The organism is Rhodobacteraceae bacterium M385, assembly GCA_025141835.1.
Lineage (GTDB): Bacteria > Pseudomonadota > Alphaproteobacteria > Rhodobacterales > Rhodobacteraceae > Gymnodinialimonas.
The window spans coordinates 3,280,533-3,295,110 of sequence record CP081102.1; the positions used below are offsets into that span (position 1 = coordinate 3,280,533).

Genomic DNA, 14,578 nt, shown 5'->3' on the forward strand with positions numbered 1-14,578 from the left:
TAATGTCGGGAACCGGGGAAAACAAGCCAGAATTGTTACCTTTAGGCGACCTTTCGGGATTGCCGGAACAAGGCCACGGAATAGAGCGCCAATGCGGCCCAGATCATCGGGAAGGCGATCATGCGGGCGGTGCCGAAGGGCTCTTCGAATAGGAACACCGCCACAAGGAAAATCAGTGTGGGGGCAATGTATTGCAGGATGCCGATCGTGCTCAAACGCAAAAGCTTCGCGCCGTTCACGTAGAAAATCAGCGGGACGGCCGTGACCAGGCCACAGCCTATCAATAGCCAGGTGTCCGATGCCACACCGGCCATGAAGCTGCCCTGCCCCGTCGCGCCCATCCACGCCACATAAGCAAACGCCGGCACGCAGAGAATCGCGACCTCCAGAAAGAAACCCTGGTTCGGGCCGATGGGTAGCTGGCGTTTGCAGAAAGCATAGGCCACCCAACTCAGCATCAGGCCCAGTGCCACCCACGGCAGGCCGCCTTCCTCGATCGTCAGAATGATCACGGCCAGTGCGGCCAGGCCCACGGCGGTCCATTGCAAGCGGCCCAGCCGGTCCCCCAACAGCACGGCGCCGAGGAACACGGTGGCCAGCGGGTTGATGTAGTAGCCCAAGGCGCCATCAAGGGTGCGTTCGTTAGCGATCGCCCAAATGTAAATGCCCCAGTTGATCGAGATAAACAGCGCCGTCAGCGCCCCCATAGCCAGCATTTTCGGAGAGCGCAGCGCCACTTTCAGATCCGCCGTGCGGCCCGTGATCAGGATCAGCAGGCCAATGATCGGAAGCGACCAGATCACCCGGTGGGCTACGACCTCCATCGCGGGCAGGTGCGACAGCGCCTTCAAGTAGATCGGCAAACCTCCCCACAGGACATAGGCGCTGACGGCGTAGGCATAGCCTTTGGGGGTATCTTCAGATTGGGCGGCCATGGCAGGGGGGCTTTCGGGAAAAAGGATCGCGGCGAGAAAGCCCGAAGACGGGCCGAGGCGCAAATCAAGAATTGTGCGATAGGCGATCACGAATAACCACGTCGCCGCAGACCTCTTCCCACGGCTACGGTCGCTGCCCGGCGAAGCGGGCAGCCTCTTGCCCGCGCGGCGTCAGCCCCCGTGAAGGAAGTGCAAGACGTCGCCGTCTTTCACGACGTAGCCCTTGCCTTCCGCGCGCATCTTGCCCGCTTCCTTTGCCGGGTTTTCGCCACCCAAGGTGACGTAGTCGTTGTAGGCGATGGTTTCAGCGCGGATGAACTTGGCCTCAAAATCCCCGTGGATCACCCCGGCGGCGGCGGGGGCTTGGGTGCCCTCTTTGATGGTCCAGGCACGGGCCTCTTTGGGGCCGACGGTGAAGTAAGTTTGCAGGTTCAGCAGCTCGTACCCCGCACGGATCAGACGGTCGAGGCCGGGCTCTTCCAACCCCAATTCTTCCAGGAACATCTCGGCGTCTTCAGGGTCGAGCTGGCTGATGTCCTCCTCGATCTTGGCAGAAATCACCACATGGGCGTTGCCTTGGGCCGCTGCCATTTCAGCCACACGGGCAGATTGCGCGTTGCCGGTGCCAGCGTTCGCCTCTTCGACATTGCAAACGTAGAGGATCGGCTTGGTGGAGAGCAGTTGCAGCATCTTCCAGGCCTTGGCGTCTTCTTCGTCAACTTCGACGGTCCGGGCGGGTTTGCCGTCCTCCAGCGCCGCTTTGGCGGCGTTCAACAGGCGCTCTTGCTGCACGGCTTCCTTGTCGCCGCCGCGTACTTTCCGCACGAGGTTTGCCATGCGCTTCTCGATGCTTTCCAGATCGGCGAGCATCAGCTCGGTTTCAATCGTTTCCGCGTCGGCGATCGGATCGACCCGGCCATCAACGTGGACGACATCGCCATCCTCAAAGCAGCGCAACACGTGGGCGATGGAATCTGTTTCGCGGATGTTGGCAAGGAATTGGTTGCCGAGGCCCTCCCCTTGGCTCGCGCCTTTCACAAGGCCCGCGATATCGACGAAGGTCATGCGCGTCGGGATGATGGATTTGGAGGCCGCAATCTCGGCCAGCTTATCAAGGCGAGCGTCGGGCACGGCCACGTCGCCTACGTTGGGTTCAATCGTGCAGAACGGAAAGTTCGCCGCCTGCGCCGCTGCCGTGCGGGTCAGCGCGTTGAACAGGGTCGATTTGCCGACGTTCGGCAGGCCCACGATGCCCATTTTGAAACCCATGTGACGCACTCCGGCTAAAGCTAAAAATCAAGGGCGCATGTAGGTCGTGCGGGGGTGAAAGGTCAAGGCTCTGCCAGACAGGGCGGCGCGGCAAGGACGCTTTGGCGGAGGAGCCGTTTAGCGCCTGCGTGCCGATTGACATACCCCCCAAGGGGCGTAGACGGGATCAATGACGCATGCCCCCACCACCAAGGCCGAGCTCGCGCCCCTGATCCGCCTTGCTGTGCCGCTGATGGTTGGCCTGACGGCGGCGCTGTTGATCGGCGTTGTGGACACGGTCATGATCTCTCCGCTCGGGACGGTGCCCCTCGCCGCAGCTGGGGTGACGACGGCGGTGCTCATCATCCTGATCTCGGCCCTATGGGGCCTTCTGACAGTCATCTCCGTGCAGATCAGTCAGGCCGAAGGCGCGGTCGACCCTGCCCGTGTGGCGATGGCGCTCCGCTCCGGCCTGCTCCTCTGCCTCATAGGAGGCATCCTCGCCGCGCTTCTAATGATCTCGGTCTACCCCCTTCTCGGGCCCTTAGGTCAGCCGCAAGAGGTGTTGGATATCCTGCTGCCCTATTGGCTAAGCATGTCAGTCTGGATCATCCCCTTCACTCTGTTTTTCGGCCTGAAGGCGCTGTTTGACGCGGTGGATTGGCCTTGGGCGGCAGTAGGGCTCAGCTATATCGGCGTGGTGGCTAACATTCCGGCCAATTACACCTTCATCCACATTCTGGACATGGGCATTCTGGGGGCCGGGTTGGCGTCGATCCTGTCCCAAAGCCTGTCGCTGATTGCGGCTTGGCTGGTGGTCACACGGGCCGAGGGGTTGCGTATTTACCGCCAATCGGTCGCGGTGGCGTGGTCAGACGTCCGGGCGCAATTGCGAGACAGCGTGCCGCTCTGCCTTGGCTATGCGGGCGAAGGCGGGGCCTATGCGATGATCGGCCTTATGATCGGCTGGCTGGGGGCCGAGGCCTTGGCCGCCCACCAGATCGTAAACGCCTTGGGCGGGGTGGCCTATGTGATCCCGCTCGGCATGGCGGGGGCCGTGTCGATCCGCGTCGGCAACGCGGTGGGCGCGGGCCGCTATGATCGGTTGCGCCCGATCCTGAAAGCCTCGTTCCTGATGGTCGTCATGTGGCAGGCGATGGCAGCGAGCGTGTTCATTTTCGGAGGGCGTCTGCTGGCTGAGGCGATGTCCAGCGACCCTGCCGTTATTCAGCTAGCCACAAGTTTGTTCATCATCATGGCCATGATGCAAATCGCCGATGGCATTCAAGGCACCTCCCTTGGGGCGTTGCGGGGGATGTCGGACATGAACCGCCCAACGGTCATCACGCTGATCGTCTATTGGCCCCTTGCATTGCCATGCAGCTATATCCTTGGGATCGGTCTTGGGTATGGGGCGATGGGCATCTGGCTTGGCTACACCCTTGGCCTTGCGGTAGCCGCCGTTGCCTTGCCTTGGCGTTTCTGGCGCCTCACGTCCGCAAGCTGCGCACAGGTAGACCGGGCTTAAGCCCGGATCTCCCTCTCAACTGCGCTTCTCGCGCCGCTCAAAGATCACAAACCACGCCAACAGAATAAACATCGGGTGGGTCAAACCGCCCGAAAAGATCAACGCCAAGATCCAGATCGGCGCAATGATAATGCCCAAAATTACCCGTCCGGCTAGAAAGATGGACAGGGGCGGAAGCAGGATGGCGAGTAAGTAATTCATGGTGAGTAAATGGGGATGCCCCCGCCTTGGTTCCATAGGATGAGGGAAAAACTCGTAACCTTTCCCCATCAGCCTCCGTGACGGGTCGGACGACCCCGATTATAGATCGCGCCCTCCCATTGATTTCTGGCCTCCCTTGGGTCAAACCACCCAGACGACAGCTAATTGAGAGCCCCACCATGACCCGTATCGACGACACCTTCTCGCGCCTTTCCGCCTCTGGCAAAAAGGCTTTTGTCTCGTACATCATGGCCGGAGACCCCGATTATGATACCTCGCTAAAGGTGATGCGGGGCCTGCCCGCGGCGGGCGTCGATATCATCGAGCTCGGCTTGCCTTTCACCGACCCTATGGCCGATGGCGCAACGATCCAATTGGCCGGACAAAGGGCGCTGGATGGCGGTATGACGCTGGAAAGAACTCTGCAAATGGCGCGAGATTTCAGGGCGGGCGACGACACGACGCCCATCGTCCTGATGGGCTACTACAACCCGATCTACTCCCGTGGTGTGGACCAGTTTTTGACGGATGCGAAAGCCGCAGGGATCGACGGGCTGATCGTTGTGGACCTGCCCCCGGAAGAGGATGACGAGCTCTGCATTCCCGCCCAAGCCGCAGGCCTGAACTTCATCCGCCTCGCCACCCCTACCACCGACGACGCCCGCCTGCCCAAAGTGCTGACCAACACGTCAGGCTTCGTGTATTACGTTTCTGTCACTGGCACGACAGGGGCCGCCGCTGCTCAAGCCAGCGACGTGGCGCCAGAAGTGGCCCGGATCAAATCCAAAACAGACCTCCCCGTCATCGTGGGCTTCGGCATCAACACGCCCGAGGCCTCCGAAAGCATCGCCTCGATCGCTGACGGCTGTGTCGTAGGCTCTGCCATCGTGTCGCAAATCGCTTCGGGCGAAAGCGTCGAGGACGTGCTGGCTTTTGTGGCCTCTCTGGCGGATGGCGCGCATCGGGGGTAGGCCACTACTTCAATGCAACAGCCAGGTGATAGGCGCGCCGTCTTTCGGCGTGCAGCGCATCATTGGCCTGTGCCGGGGCTTTCAGAACCAAGTCAGCAAAGCTTCCCATGCCACCGTACATTGCCAAAAAAAGCTCTACGCAGTTGCCGTCAGAGGCCTCCGCCACCTGCCGCACGCGCGTAATCTTCGCCGACCACAGGCCCTTTTCGTGGCGCTGCAAGATGCCTTCCAGACGCCTGAGGCTTTCAATAAATGCCTGCAAATCAGGATGATGCGACGCCTCTTCCATGGTTTAATGCTACTAGTGAGCGCCGAGAGCCTCAACCCCATGGACTCCGCCCCCTCGCATTGGTAAACATTTCTTACCACCTTGCGGAGAGCCCCCATGGCCGTCATCACCGAAATCGAAGACCTCAAGCGCATCTACAAGCGGCGCGTGCCCAAGATGTTCTACGATTACGCCGAAAGTGGCAGCTGGACGGAACAGACCTTCCGCGAGAATTCCTCGGACTTTGACCTGATCCGCCTGCGCCAACGCATCGCGCGGGACATGACCGGGCGCTCCACCGCGTCCGAGATGTTGGGCCAGCACGTCTCCATGCCCGTAGCGCTTGCGCCTGTGGGCCTGACGGGGATGCAATCAGCCGACGGAGAGATCAAAGCCGCCCGCGCGGCGGAACGTTTCGGGGTCCCGTTTTGCCTGTCCACCATGTCGATCTGCTCGATCGAGGACGTGGCCGAACACACCAACAAGCCATTCTGGTTTCAGGTCTATACCCTCAAAGACGATGACTTCATGCGCCGCTTGTTTGATCGCGCGAAGGCCGCGAAATGCTCGGCTCTTGTGATTACCGTCGATCTGCAAATGCTGGGGCAACGCCATAAAGATATCAAAAATGGCCTCTCTGCCCCGCCCAAACTGACCCCCGCGTCCGTGGCCAACATGATGACCAAAATCCCTTGGGGTCTGGAAATGCTCGGCACCCAACGGCGGTTCTTCGGAAATATCGTGGGCCATGCCAAAGGGGTGGATGATCCGAGCTCGCTGACCACGTGGACAGCGCAGGCGTTTGACCAATCCCTCGATTGGGATCGCATCAAAGAGCTGCGGTCTTGGTGGGATGGTCCGGTGATCCTGAAGGGCATTCTGGACGCCGATGACGCCCGCAAAGCGGTCGAGGTTGGGGCCGACGCTATCACCGTATCCAACCACGGCGGGCGGCAGCTGGATGGCGCCTTGTCGTCGATCCGTATGTTGCCTGAAATTATGGACGCGGTCGGAGACAAGATCGAAGTACACCTGGATAGCGGCATCCGTTCGGGCCAGGACGTGCTGAAAGCGCTGGCGCTGGGGGCCAAGGGCACCATGATCGGGCGCGCATTTGTCTATGGGTTGGGCGCGCGCGGCGAACAGGGCGTGATGGAAGCGCTCGAGGTTATCCGCAAAGAACTCGATACTTCGATGGGCCTTTGTGGAGAGCGTGACGTCCACGACCTGGGTCGCCAAAACGTGCTGGTCCCAAAGGGATTTCAAGGCGAATGGGAATGACGCCCGCGTAAATATACGGCGAGGAGCGGCGCGAGGAGCGCCACCGCCGCGACTGCGGCGAACGCCCACCGCAAACCCACAGCGCCCGAAATAAAGCCCATCAGCGAGGGCGCAAGAACGAAGCCCATGAAGCCGATCACGGCGGCGCGGGCCACAGCTGCGGTCCGATGTTCGGGCCGCACCATCCGACCCACAATGGCAAGACCGACGGGCCCCACGGCTGCAATCCCCAAGCCCATCGCGCCAAAGCCCACGTAAGCCATAAGGGGCGACAGCGCAGCCGCCGCAACCAACGCGCCGACCATCGCCATGCCCGTGCCGATCACGATAATCGCGTGCTCGCTGAACCGCTCGGTCAGGGCTTGGCCGGAGAACCTGCCTACCGCCATTGTCAGGCCCAGAACGGCCGGGCCAAACGCGCCCTCTGCCGCGCGCCCGCCCAAGGTGCGCTCAATATGCAGGGCCGACCAGGCCTCTACCGTAGCTTCCACGAAGAAGGCGATCAGCACGATCGCGCCGCATAGAACGACGGTGCCCCAAGGAAAGCGGTTGGCGCGGCGTGCGGCGTCGTCCACTTGCTCGGCATCCATCCGCAACGGCAAAGCCATGATAACAATGGCAACCGCCACCACGGCGAAGATCTGTTCCGGGGTAAACCCCGCCTCTCGGGCAAGCCCCGTCAAGATGGCCGAAATCGCATAGGCGACCGAGAACATGGCGTGGTTGGCGTTCATCAGACTGCGCCCGTGACGCGCCTCCAACTCGGACACGCGGGCGTTCATCACCACGTCCAACAGGCCCGAACAGAACCCCGCCAATACCATCGCCACAAAGAACACGAAGGGCGCGCTTGCCCATGCCGGACCAAGGGCCACCGCGGCAAAGATGCACCCCGCCACGGGCATCGCCCAAGGGCCCATCAAACGGTCAAACAACGGCGCCAGCCACATCGTAGCCACCAAGCCAAAGGACGTGCCCAACAGGATCAAACCGAACAAAGTGTCATCGGCCCCAATCCCCTCTTTCAGCACCGGAACCTGTGCGGCAAAACTGCCCCAGAACAAGCCGACAATCATGAAGGCAACCAAAGGGCGACGGGAAAGCGATAGCGCGGAAAGAACTGACATGGTCGCAACCGCTGTCACGGCCCAGCGCCATACGCAATAGGGGCTTTTCAAAACCGCCCCCCTCCCCTATACGCGCGGACTTACGAACCCAGAGCCGACACCCTTGGAGGCGGCTCATAACTCTAGGAGAATTCCAATGGCTGGTGAGATTCCTGATCTTATCGCTGAGGCACGGACGGGGACAGGCAAGGGGGCCGCTCGTCAAGCACGCCGTGATGGTAACGTGCCCGGTATCGTTTACGGTGGCGGCGCAGACCCGCTGGCGATCAACATCCCCTTCAACGTGCTGTTCAAGCGCTTGAAAGATGGTCGCTTCCTTTCGACCCTGTTCAACCTGAAGGTTGAGGGCCAGGAAGACGTCCGCGTGATCTGCCGCAACGTCCAGCGTGATGTTGTCAAAGACCTGCCCACGCACGTTGACTTCATGCGCCTCAAGCGCACCTCGAAGGTAACGCTGTTTATCCCTGTTGAAGTTGTTGGCGAAGCAGAATGCCCCGGCCTCAAAAAGGGTGGCGTGTTGACCATGGTTCGCCCCGAGGTTGAACTGCGTGTGACTGCTGGCGATATCCCAGAGGCGATCACCATCGACCTCAACGGCCTCGACATCGGCGACACCGTCACGATCAGCTCGGTTGAGCTGCCCTCCGGCGCGAAAGCCACGATCGACCGTGACTTCGTGATCGCCAACCTGACAGCGCCTTCCGGCCTTGTGAGCGCCGAGAACGAAGCCGACGATGGTGACACGCCGGCAGCCGACGAAGTGCCTGCGACCGAAGTCAACGAAGACTGAGCGCCAGCCTCGCCGAAGATTTGACGCCGTCCGGGATGCCGGGCGGCGTTTTTTTTTGAACGAGTGCAGATTCGGAGCAGGCAATGCAGATAACGCGTCGGAAAACCCTGGAAACTGCCTTGAGCCTATTGGGGGCCGGGATGATGGCTAAACGTCTGGGCGCGCAAACGCCGCGCTGGCACCTGCCCGCCGAGGAAGCCCGCCACGACGCTACTTTCATGCAATGGCCTGTCAGCCGCGAAGTCCATCCCGACGGCATCTTCCTCGACATGCTGCAAGACGCTATCGCCGAGTTGGCCAACACGATTGCTGAGTTTGAACCGGTGATCATGTTGATGCCCGCCGATGCCATGACCGCCGCCGCCCATAAACTGTCACGCAATGTGGAGGTCTGGGACATCCCCACCGATGACCTCTGGGCGCGCGACTCCGGCCCCGTGTTTCTGACCGACGGCGCAGGCAATCGCGCCGTCACCGGGTTCAACTTCAACGGCTGGGGCGGCAAGCAAACCCACGCCCATGACAGTCTGATAGCGCAGCGCGTGGCTGAAAGGATGGGCCTGCCCTTCTTGCCTTCCTCCATCGTCGGAGAGGCCGGCGGCCTGGAGCACGATGGCGCAGGCTTGGTCATCGCGCACGAAAGCTCCTGGGTGAATGATAACCGCAACCCCGGCCTGTCCCGTGATGCCGTGGCGGCGGCGATTTTGACCACCGTCGGCGCGGATCGAATGATCTGGGCACCGGGCGTCGCGGGGCTCGACATAACCGACTATCACATCGACGCTCTCGCCCGCTTTGTCGCTCCCGGCCACGGATTGATCCAACTCCCCGATGCGCCTGACCCGGACGACCCCTTCGCGCTTGCTGCCTTCCAGACCCGCGATATTCTGGAGGGCGCAGGCTTGCGTCTCACTGTGATCGAAGACGCCTGGGCTACTCGCGTGACTTCTGACGACTTCGTCGCGTCCTATGTGAATTACTACATCTGCAACGGTGCCATCATTGCCGCCCAGTTCGGGGACAGACGGACCGACCGCTCTGCGCGCCGGACGCTACAGCAGCTCTACCCGGATCGAGAGATCGTGATGCTCAACGTGGACCCTATCGGAGAGGTCGGCGGCGGTATCCATTGCGCCACCCAACAACTACCCTCGGTCTAGTTCCGCATCATCCGGGTCGCGCGGCACACCCGCCTGCGGCACAACTCTCGTGTCTTATCACAGGAGCTTCCCCATGACCTACCGTATCACCGGATTGCCCGCCGCCCCCTTCGCCCCCCTCTTTGGCCTATCGGACAAGGACCTCAAAGCCCACGGCGCCGAGCGCGTCATCGCCGATGCGCCCAACAGCTACCCTGACCGTATCACCATGCGTGACGCTAAAGTGGGCGACAGCCTTCTGCTGCTCAACCACCAACACCAACCCGCCAACTCGCCCTACCGATCCAGCCACGCCATCTTCGTTCTCGAAGGCGCGACCGAGACCTACACAGCCACCAATGAAATCCCCGAAGTTATGGCCCATCGGCTCCTGTCATTGCGCGGTTTCAATTCCGCCGACAAAATCGAGGACGGGCGCGTCGTTCCCGGCGCCGAGGCAGACGCCGCAATCCGCGACATGCTCTCCAACGAGAAGATCCGTTACATCCATGCCCACAACGCCGGCCACGGATGTTACTCAGGGCTGATCACGCGCGACGCGTAAAATCAACGCGCCCGCTCCTTCATCTTGGCAAATACAACTCAATCCGACGGCAAGCCTCACGCACAAACCCTCAATACGGCAGCGCTTCAGCTCCCCTCGCCCCAAACCTTTCGGAACCCAAGGATTTTACCCCGCGACGTGACCGGATCATACGTCATGTCCATGGCGCTCATCCGGTCGATGATCTTCTTGATGACCGCCGCCTCGTATTGCTTGGGATGAATCTCCATCACGCAGAACCTCAGCGGGCACTTCCAAGGCCTGTCAAAATAGCCGGCCTCAGCCCCTTCCACGTCCATCAAAACTACATGGGGGCGATGGGCCCGGATCAGCTCGTGGAACCCGATCAGCGGCACCTCCACTTGCCTCCCGCCCTTGGCCCCAAGCCGTGACCCGGTAAAGCCGCCCGCGATGTGGAAACTCGCCGTCGCCCCCTCCGCGGCATGGCCCACAACCGCCCCATGCATCAGGCTCACCTCTTCCACACCATTGCGGGCATGGTTGGCGCGGATCACCGGCAACAAATCCGGGTTCGCCTCCACTGACAACACGTTTTCCGGCTCGGTCTTCTTGGCTGCCAATGTACCGATATAGCCAAGCCCCGCCCCCAATTCGAGCACCCGAAACCCGGGGCGCACGCAGCGATCCACCGAGCGTGCCTCGTCGCCCTCATAGCTGCCGTCAGCCAGTTTTTCGATAATCGCCTCAGTGGCCAAACCTTCCGGCAGGCCAAGGTCCACGCCATTCAGGCGATAAATTGCATCCGCTTGGGCGTTATGGGGTAGGGTCATCTCTGTCATACTCTGCGCGCTAACCGGGGATTTAGGCAGTAATAGGGCGCGATAGGCCCCGTGGATAGGCCCGCGATCCCCCCGAGTGCATTGCCGCCACACTTAGCGCCAGCGCAAGCCGCGCCTCCAATTTGCCCGTCGTGCCCCTTGCCTTGGCAATCGCACCCCCAAGCCATATCAAATGAAAAGCATCATATGAGGCCAGTCATGCAACTTTGGGTCGGTCTGGGAAATCCGGGCGCGAAATACGCGGGCAACCGCCACAATATCGGCTGGATGGCCGTGGACCGGATCGCCGAGGATCACGGCTTTGCCCCTTGGCGCGGCAAGTTTCAGGGCAAAGTGACCGAAGGCGTCATTGGCGGCGAGAAGGTGCTGCTGCTCAAGCCCGAAACCTTCATGAACCTCTCTGGCCAATCGGTGGGCGAGGCGATGCGTTTCTACAAACTCGACAGCACCGATGTTACTGTCTGGCATGACGAGCTGGACCTCGCCCCCGCCAAAGTCCGCGTCAAGGCGGGCGGCGGCCACGCGGGCCACAACGGGTTGCGCTCCATCCACCAACATATCGGACCGCATTACGACCGGGTCCGGCTTGGCGTAGGGCACCCCGGCCACAAGGACCGGGTGGCGGGCTATGTGCTCAGCGATTTCGCCAAGGCTGATTCAGAGTGGCTGGACGACGTGCTCCGTGGCCTTTCCGACGGTGCGCCGCAGCTGGCCAAAGGCGATGGCGGCAAATTCCTCAACGCGATCGCCTTGCGCACCGCCCCGCCCCGCTCCTCCACCTCAAAACCCAAAGCCCCAAACCGCCGCGAGGAAGCCGCCCCCGCGGCTGAGGAGCCGTCTGAAGACCCGCGCAGCGCCCTGCAAAAGCTGGCCGACAAGTTCCGCTAACCCTAAAGGACGCCGCCATGGCCTTGCCCAAAGACCCTTCCCTGAACGTCTACGGCGAAACCCTCGCCTCCTGCTCGACCGAGCCGTTGACCGGATACTTTCGCAACGGCGCCTGCGATACCTGCGCCGAAGATACTGGCTCTCATACGGTCTGCGCCGTCATGACCGCTGAATTCTTGGCCTACTCCAAATATGTCGGAAACGATCTCTCCACCCCGCGCCCCGAGTTCGGGTTTGCGGGCCTCAAGCCCGGCGATGGCTGGTGCCTCTGCGCCAGTCGCTGGATGCAGGCGGCCGAAGAACATGCCGCGCCCTTGGTCAACCTCTCGGCCACCCACAGGCGCGCACTCGAAATTATTCCTCTGGAACTGTTGGAGGCGAATGCCGCACCCTAAAGGACCGCCGCCACAGCCACCAAAGTGCTGCCGTAAACAACATCAGCGCCACCAGCGCCGTCTCTCCCGGCGTTGTCAGGCCAAGCACAATGCTTGCAACAACTATCGCCAGAACAACGGCCAGCATCAGCGCCACGATCCATTTCGAAACCACCGCGCCCGCCTGCCGTAACATCGCCGCGCCGCAGGCGCTGCCCGAAATCAGAAACACCGGCACAGCGAATACTGCCTGCATCAAGGCGTCAGGGGGCAGCAGAAAAGCGGCCGCCACAAGGCTGACGACAAAACACACCATCACCGCCAAGCCCGCGAGCAGCACCCAGACAATCGCCTTGGGGTTGGTCACGCGATCTCGCTCATGTTCCAGCCAAGGGCGCGTGCCACGGTGAAGATATCCTTGTCGCCGCGCCCGCACATGTTCATGCAGATCAAGTGATCCTTGGGCAAATCACCCGCGATCTTGGCCACATGGGCAAGCGCGTGGGATGGCTCAAGCGCCGGAATGATACCCTCGGTCTCACACGACAGCTGGAACGCCTCCAGCGCCTCCTTGTCCGTGATCGAGACATATTGCGCCCGACCGATCTCGTGCAGCCATGCGTGTTCCGGCCCGATACCGGGGTAATCGAGCCCAGCGCTGATGGAATGCCCCTCAAGGATCTGCCCATCGTCATCTTGCAGCAGATAGGTCCGGTTCCCGTGCAACACACCGGGGCGCCCTCCGGTCAGAGACGCGCAATGCTCCATCTTCTGATCGACGCCGTGGCCCCCGGCCTCGACCCCGATAATATTCACGTCCTTGTCGTCAAGGAACGGGAAGAACAGCCCCATCGCGTTGGAGCCTCCGCCAATCGCCGCAATCAGCGTATCGGGCAAACGCCCCTCGGCGGCCATCATCTGTTCCTTGGCTTCCTTGCCGATAATGGCTTGGAAATCGCGGACCATCGCGGGGTAGGGATGCGGGCCCGCGACCGTGCCGATGCAGTAGAATGTATCGCGCACATTGGTGACCCAATCGCGCAACGCATCGTTCATGGCGTCCTTCAACGTGCCGCGCCCGCTGGTTACTGGCACAACTTCCGCGCCCAACAACTTCATACGGAACACGTTCGGGGCCTGACGTTCCACGTCGGTGGCCCCCATATAGACCACGCACTTCAGCCCAAACTTGGCGCAAACTGTCGCCGTCGCCACCCCGTGCTGGCCCGCGCCGGTCTCTGCGATGATCCGCGTCTTGCCCATGCGCCGCGCCAGAATGATCTGACCCAGCACGTTGTTGATCTTATGAGCGCCCGTGTGGTTCAACTCATCGCGCTTGAGGTAAATCTTCGCGCCGCCCAACCGTTCCGTCAGCCGCTCCGCGTAATACAGGGGCGAGGGGCGACCCACGTAATGGGTCCACAGATCGTGCATCTCAGCCCAAAAACTGTCGTCGGTCTTGGCGAATTCGTACTGCTTCTCCAGCTCAAGGATCAGCGGCATCAGCGTCTCGGACACAAACCGCCCGCCGAAATCCCCAAACCGGCCCTTCTCGTCAGGGCCCGTCATAAAGCTGTTCAAAATGTCATCCGGCATATCGCGTCTCCATATCCTTGGGCACGCCCTGCCCTTCCTTGTTCTTTAAATATCCTGGGGGGCCAGGGGGGCAAGCCCCCCTGAGAGAAACTTGGGCCTTGGGGGGCAAGCGCCCCCGAAAGAAACTTGGGCCACGGGAAGCCCGCATCTCCGGCAGAATCTTGGGGGTCTGGGGGCTTGCCCCCAGCCGGTCGGCGCGCGAAGCGCGGCGAAACACCTTCACCCCTTTAGCGCTTCTGCAAATGCAGCCATCTTCTCCGCATCCTTCACGCCGGGCGCAGACTCAATCGCAGAGGACAAGTCCACCTGCCGCGCGCCCGTTATCCGTACCGCCTCGGCCACGTTGTCTGCCGTCAACCCGCCGGCCAGCATCCACGGCACCGTCCAGTATTTGCGGCCCGCCAGAAGCGACCAATCAAATGTCACCCCGTTGCCACCCGGCAAGTCCGAGCCCTTGGGCTTCTTGGCATCAATCAGCAGCTGATCCGCGACCTCGGCGTAGGTGTCGATCACCGCCAGATCCCCCGCCTCGGCCACCGCGATGGCCTTCATCACCGGCAGGCCATAACGCGCGCGGATCTCGGCCACGCGCTCCGGCGTCTCCCCGCCGTGGAGCTGCAACATATCCAGCGGCACCTGATCCACGATCTCATCCAACATCGCGTCGTCAGCATTCACCACCAACGCCACCTTGGCGATGCCCACAGGCACCTCCAGCGCCAAGGCCCTCGCTTGCGCGACCGAGACATTGCGCGGCGACTTCGGAAAGAACACGAAACCCACGTAGCGTGCGCCCGCTTGGGCCGCGGCATCAACGTCTTCGCGGCGGCTCAGCCCGCAGAACTTGATCGAAACATCTGCCAAGAG

Annotated in this window: 17 protein-coding genes; 8 read left to right on the forward strand and 9 right to left on the reverse strand. The window is 61.6% G+C overall.

Translation table 11 applies throughout. From position 1 onward, the window contains the following. Nucleotides 1-41 precede the first annotated feature (41 nt). Both rarD and ychF read right to left on the reverse strand, forming a co-directional pair. A complete protein-coding gene (rarD, locus tag K3728_16055) occupies nucleotides 42-935 on the reverse strand; it encodes an EamA family transporter RarD (GenBank protein ID UWQ95183.1) in 894 nt (297 codons plus the stop codon). A gap of 171 nt (nucleotides 936-1,106) precedes the next feature. After that, entirely contained in the window at nucleotides 1,107-2,204 is a 1,098-nt protein-coding gene (gene ychF / locus K3728_16060; protein ID UWQ95184.1) for a redox-regulated ATPase YchF, read from the reverse strand. A gap of 169 nt (nucleotides 2,205-2,373) precedes the next feature. Between ychF and K3728_16065 the strand changes: the two genes are divergently transcribed. Continuing rightward, complete coding sequence (locus tag K3728_16065; protein ID UWQ95185.1) at nucleotides 2,374-3,711, forward strand: MATE family efflux transporter; 1,338 nt, start codon at nucleotides 2,374-2,376, stop codon at nucleotides 3,709-3,711. 15 nt (nucleotides 3,712-3,726) lie between these two features. On the opposite strand, the gene K3728_16070 is transcribed toward K3728_16065, so the two are convergent. Continuing rightward, nucleotides 3,727-3,912, reverse strand: a complete 186-nt coding sequence (locus K3728_16070) for a hypothetical protein (GenBank protein ID UWQ95186.1) — start codon at nucleotides 3,910-3,912, stop codon at nucleotides 3,727-3,729. A 179-nt stretch (nucleotides 3,913-4,091) separates the two neighbouring features. Here K3728_16070 and trpA point away from each other — a divergent pair, with 179 nt between their 5' ends. Further along, nucleotides 4,092-4,883, forward strand: a complete 792-nt coding sequence (gene trpA, locus K3728_16075) for a tryptophan synthase subunit alpha (protein ID UWQ95187.1) — start codon at nucleotides 4,092-4,094, stop codon at nucleotides 4,881-4,883. 4 nt (nucleotides 4,884-4,887) lie between these two features. On the opposite strand, the gene K3728_16080 is transcribed toward trpA, so the two are convergent. Beyond that, on the reverse strand, nucleotides 4,888-5,172 hold the full coding sequence (locus tag K3728_16080) for a hypothetical protein (protein ID UWQ95188.1): 285 nt from the start codon (nucleotides 5,170-5,172) through the stop codon (nucleotides 4,888-4,890). Between the two features lie 96 nt (nucleotides 5,173-5,268). Here K3728_16080 and K3728_16085 point away from each other — a divergent pair, with 96 nt between their 5' ends. After that, nucleotides 5,269-6,432 carry an alpha-hydroxy-acid oxidizing protein gene (locus K3728_16085; protein UWQ95189.1) on the forward strand — a complete coding sequence of 388 codons (1,164 nt, stop codon included), beginning with the start codon at nucleotides 5,269-5,271 and terminating at the stop codon, nucleotides 6,430-6,432. On the opposite strand, the gene K3728_16090 is transcribed toward K3728_16085, so the two are convergent. Continuing rightward, entirely contained in the window at nucleotides 6,414-7,577 is a 1,164-nt protein-coding gene (locus K3728_16090) for an MFS transporter (GenBank protein ID UWQ97590.1), read from the reverse strand. The genes K3728_16085 and K3728_16090 overlap by 19 nt on opposite strands. A 118-nt stretch (nucleotides 7,578-7,695) precedes the next feature. Here K3728_16090 and K3728_16095 point away from each other — a divergent pair, with 118 nt between their 5' ends. From K3728_16095 to K3728_16105, 3 genes are all read left to right on the forward strand, one after another. Further along, a complete protein-coding gene (locus K3728_16095; protein ID UWQ95190.1) occupies nucleotides 7,696-8,349 on the forward strand; it encodes a 50S ribosomal protein L25/general stress protein Ctc in 654 nt (217 codons plus the stop codon). 143 nt (nucleotides 8,350-8,492) lie between these two features. Then, nucleotides 8,493-9,509, forward strand: a complete 1,017-nt coding sequence (locus tag K3728_16100; GenBank protein UWQ97591.1) for an agmatine deiminase family protein — start codon at nucleotides 8,493-8,495, stop codon at nucleotides 9,507-9,509. Between the two features lie 73 nt (nucleotides 9,510-9,582). Further along, nucleotides 9,583-10,053, forward strand: a complete 471-nt coding sequence (locus tag K3728_16105) for a DUF1203 domain-containing protein (GenBank protein ID UWQ95191.1) — start codon at nucleotides 9,583-9,585, stop codon at nucleotides 10,051-10,053. A gap of 86 nt (nucleotides 10,054-10,139) precedes the next feature. Here K3728_16105 and K3728_16110 read toward each other — a convergent pair whose 3' ends face one another. After that, on the reverse strand, nucleotides 10,140-10,844 hold the full coding sequence (locus K3728_16110; protein UWQ97592.1) for an FkbM family methyltransferase: 705 nt from the start codon (nucleotides 10,842-10,844) through the stop codon (nucleotides 10,140-10,142). Between the two features lie 207 nt (nucleotides 10,845-11,051). On the opposite strand from K3728_16110, the gene pth reads away from it, so the two are divergent. Next, a complete protein-coding gene (pth, locus tag K3728_16115; GenBank protein ID UWQ95192.1) occupies nucleotides 11,052-11,741 on the forward strand; it encodes an aminoacyl-tRNA hydrolase in 690 nt (229 codons plus the stop codon). 23 nt (nucleotides 11,742-11,764) lie between these two features. Further along, a complete protein-coding gene (locus tag K3728_16120) occupies nucleotides 11,765-12,136 on the forward strand; it encodes a DUF2237 domain-containing protein (GenBank protein UWQ97593.1) in 372 nt (123 codons plus the stop codon). On the opposite strand, the gene K3728_16125 is transcribed toward K3728_16120, so the two are convergent. The 3 genes from K3728_16125 to K3728_16135 all read right to left on the reverse strand — a co-directional run bounded on the left by K3728_16125 (nucleotide 12,096) and on the right by K3728_16135 (nucleotide 14,575). Then, nucleotides 12,096-12,482, reverse strand: a complete 387-nt coding sequence (locus K3728_16125) for a hypothetical protein (GenBank protein ID UWQ95193.1) — start codon at nucleotides 12,480-12,482, stop codon at nucleotides 12,096-12,098. The two genes, K3728_16120 and K3728_16125, sit on opposite strands and share 41 nt — an antisense overlap. Continuing rightward, complete coding sequence (trpB, locus tag K3728_16130) at nucleotides 12,479-13,711, reverse strand: tryptophan synthase subunit beta (GenBank protein UWQ95194.1); 1,233 nt, start codon at nucleotides 13,709-13,711, stop codon at nucleotides 12,479-12,481. Before trpB ends, K3728_16125 begins: the two co-directional genes overlap by 4 nt. Nucleotides 13,712-13,930: 219 nt before the next feature. Beyond that, on the reverse strand, nucleotides 13,931-14,575 hold the full coding sequence (locus K3728_16135; protein UWQ95195.1) for a phosphoribosylanthranilate isomerase: 645 nt from the start codon (nucleotides 14,573-14,575) through the stop codon (nucleotides 13,931-13,933). Between the last annotated feature and the right edge of the window lie 3 nt (nucleotides 14,576-14,578).

What these genes read in the sequence shown, in the direction of transcription:
- K3728_16085 (UWQ95189.1), top strand. Translation starts at nt 5,269, where the DNA reads ATGGCCGTCATCACCGAAATCGAAGACCTCAAGCGCATCTACAAGCGG.
- K3728_16095 (UWQ95190.1), top strand. Translation starts at nt 7,696, where the DNA reads ATGGCTGGTGAGATTCCTGATCTTATCGCTGAGGCACGGACGGGGACA.
- ychF (UWQ95184.1), bottom strand. Translation starts at nt 2,204, where the DNA reads ATGGGTTTCAAAATGGGCATCGTGGGCCTGCCGAACGTCGGCAAATCG.
- K3728_16105 (UWQ95191.1), top strand. Translation starts at nt 9,583, where the DNA reads ATGACCTACCGTATCACCGGATTGCCCGCCGCCCCCTTCGCCCCCCTC.
- trpA (UWQ95187.1), top strand. Translation starts at nt 4,092, where the DNA reads ATGACCCGTATCGACGACACCTTCTCGCGCCTTTCCGCCTCTGGCAAA.
- K3728_16110 (UWQ97592.1), bottom strand. Translation starts at nt 10,844, where the DNA reads ATGACCCTACCCCATAACGCCCAAGCGGATGCAATTTATCGCCTGAAT.
- K3728_16100 (UWQ97591.1), top strand. Translation starts at nt 8,493, where the DNA reads ATGGCTAAACGTCTGGGCGCGCAAACGCCGCGCTGGCACCTGCCCGCC.
- pth (UWQ95192.1), top strand. Translation starts at nt 11,052, where the DNA reads ATGCAACTTTGGGTCGGTCTGGGAAATCCGGGCGCGAAATACGCGGGC.
- rarD (UWQ95183.1), bottom strand. Translation starts at nt 935, where the DNA reads ATGGCCGCCCAATCTGAAGATACCCCCAAAGGCTATGCCTACGCCGTC.
- K3728_16065 (UWQ95185.1), top strand. Translation starts at nt 2,374, where the DNA reads ATGACGCATGCCCCCACCACCAAGGCCGAGCTCGCGCCCCTGATCCGC.
- K3728_16080 (UWQ95188.1), bottom strand. Translation starts at nt 5,172, where the DNA reads ATGGAAGAGGCGTCGCATCATCCTGATTTGCAGGCATTTATTGAAAGC.
- trpB (UWQ95194.1), bottom strand. Translation starts at nt 13,711, where the DNA reads ATGCCGGATGACATTTTGAACAGCTTTATGACGGGCCCTGACGAGAAG.
- K3728_16070 (UWQ95186.1), bottom strand. Translation starts at nt 3,912, where the DNA reads ATGAATTACTTACTCGCCATCCTGCTTCCGCCCCTGTCCATCTTTCTA.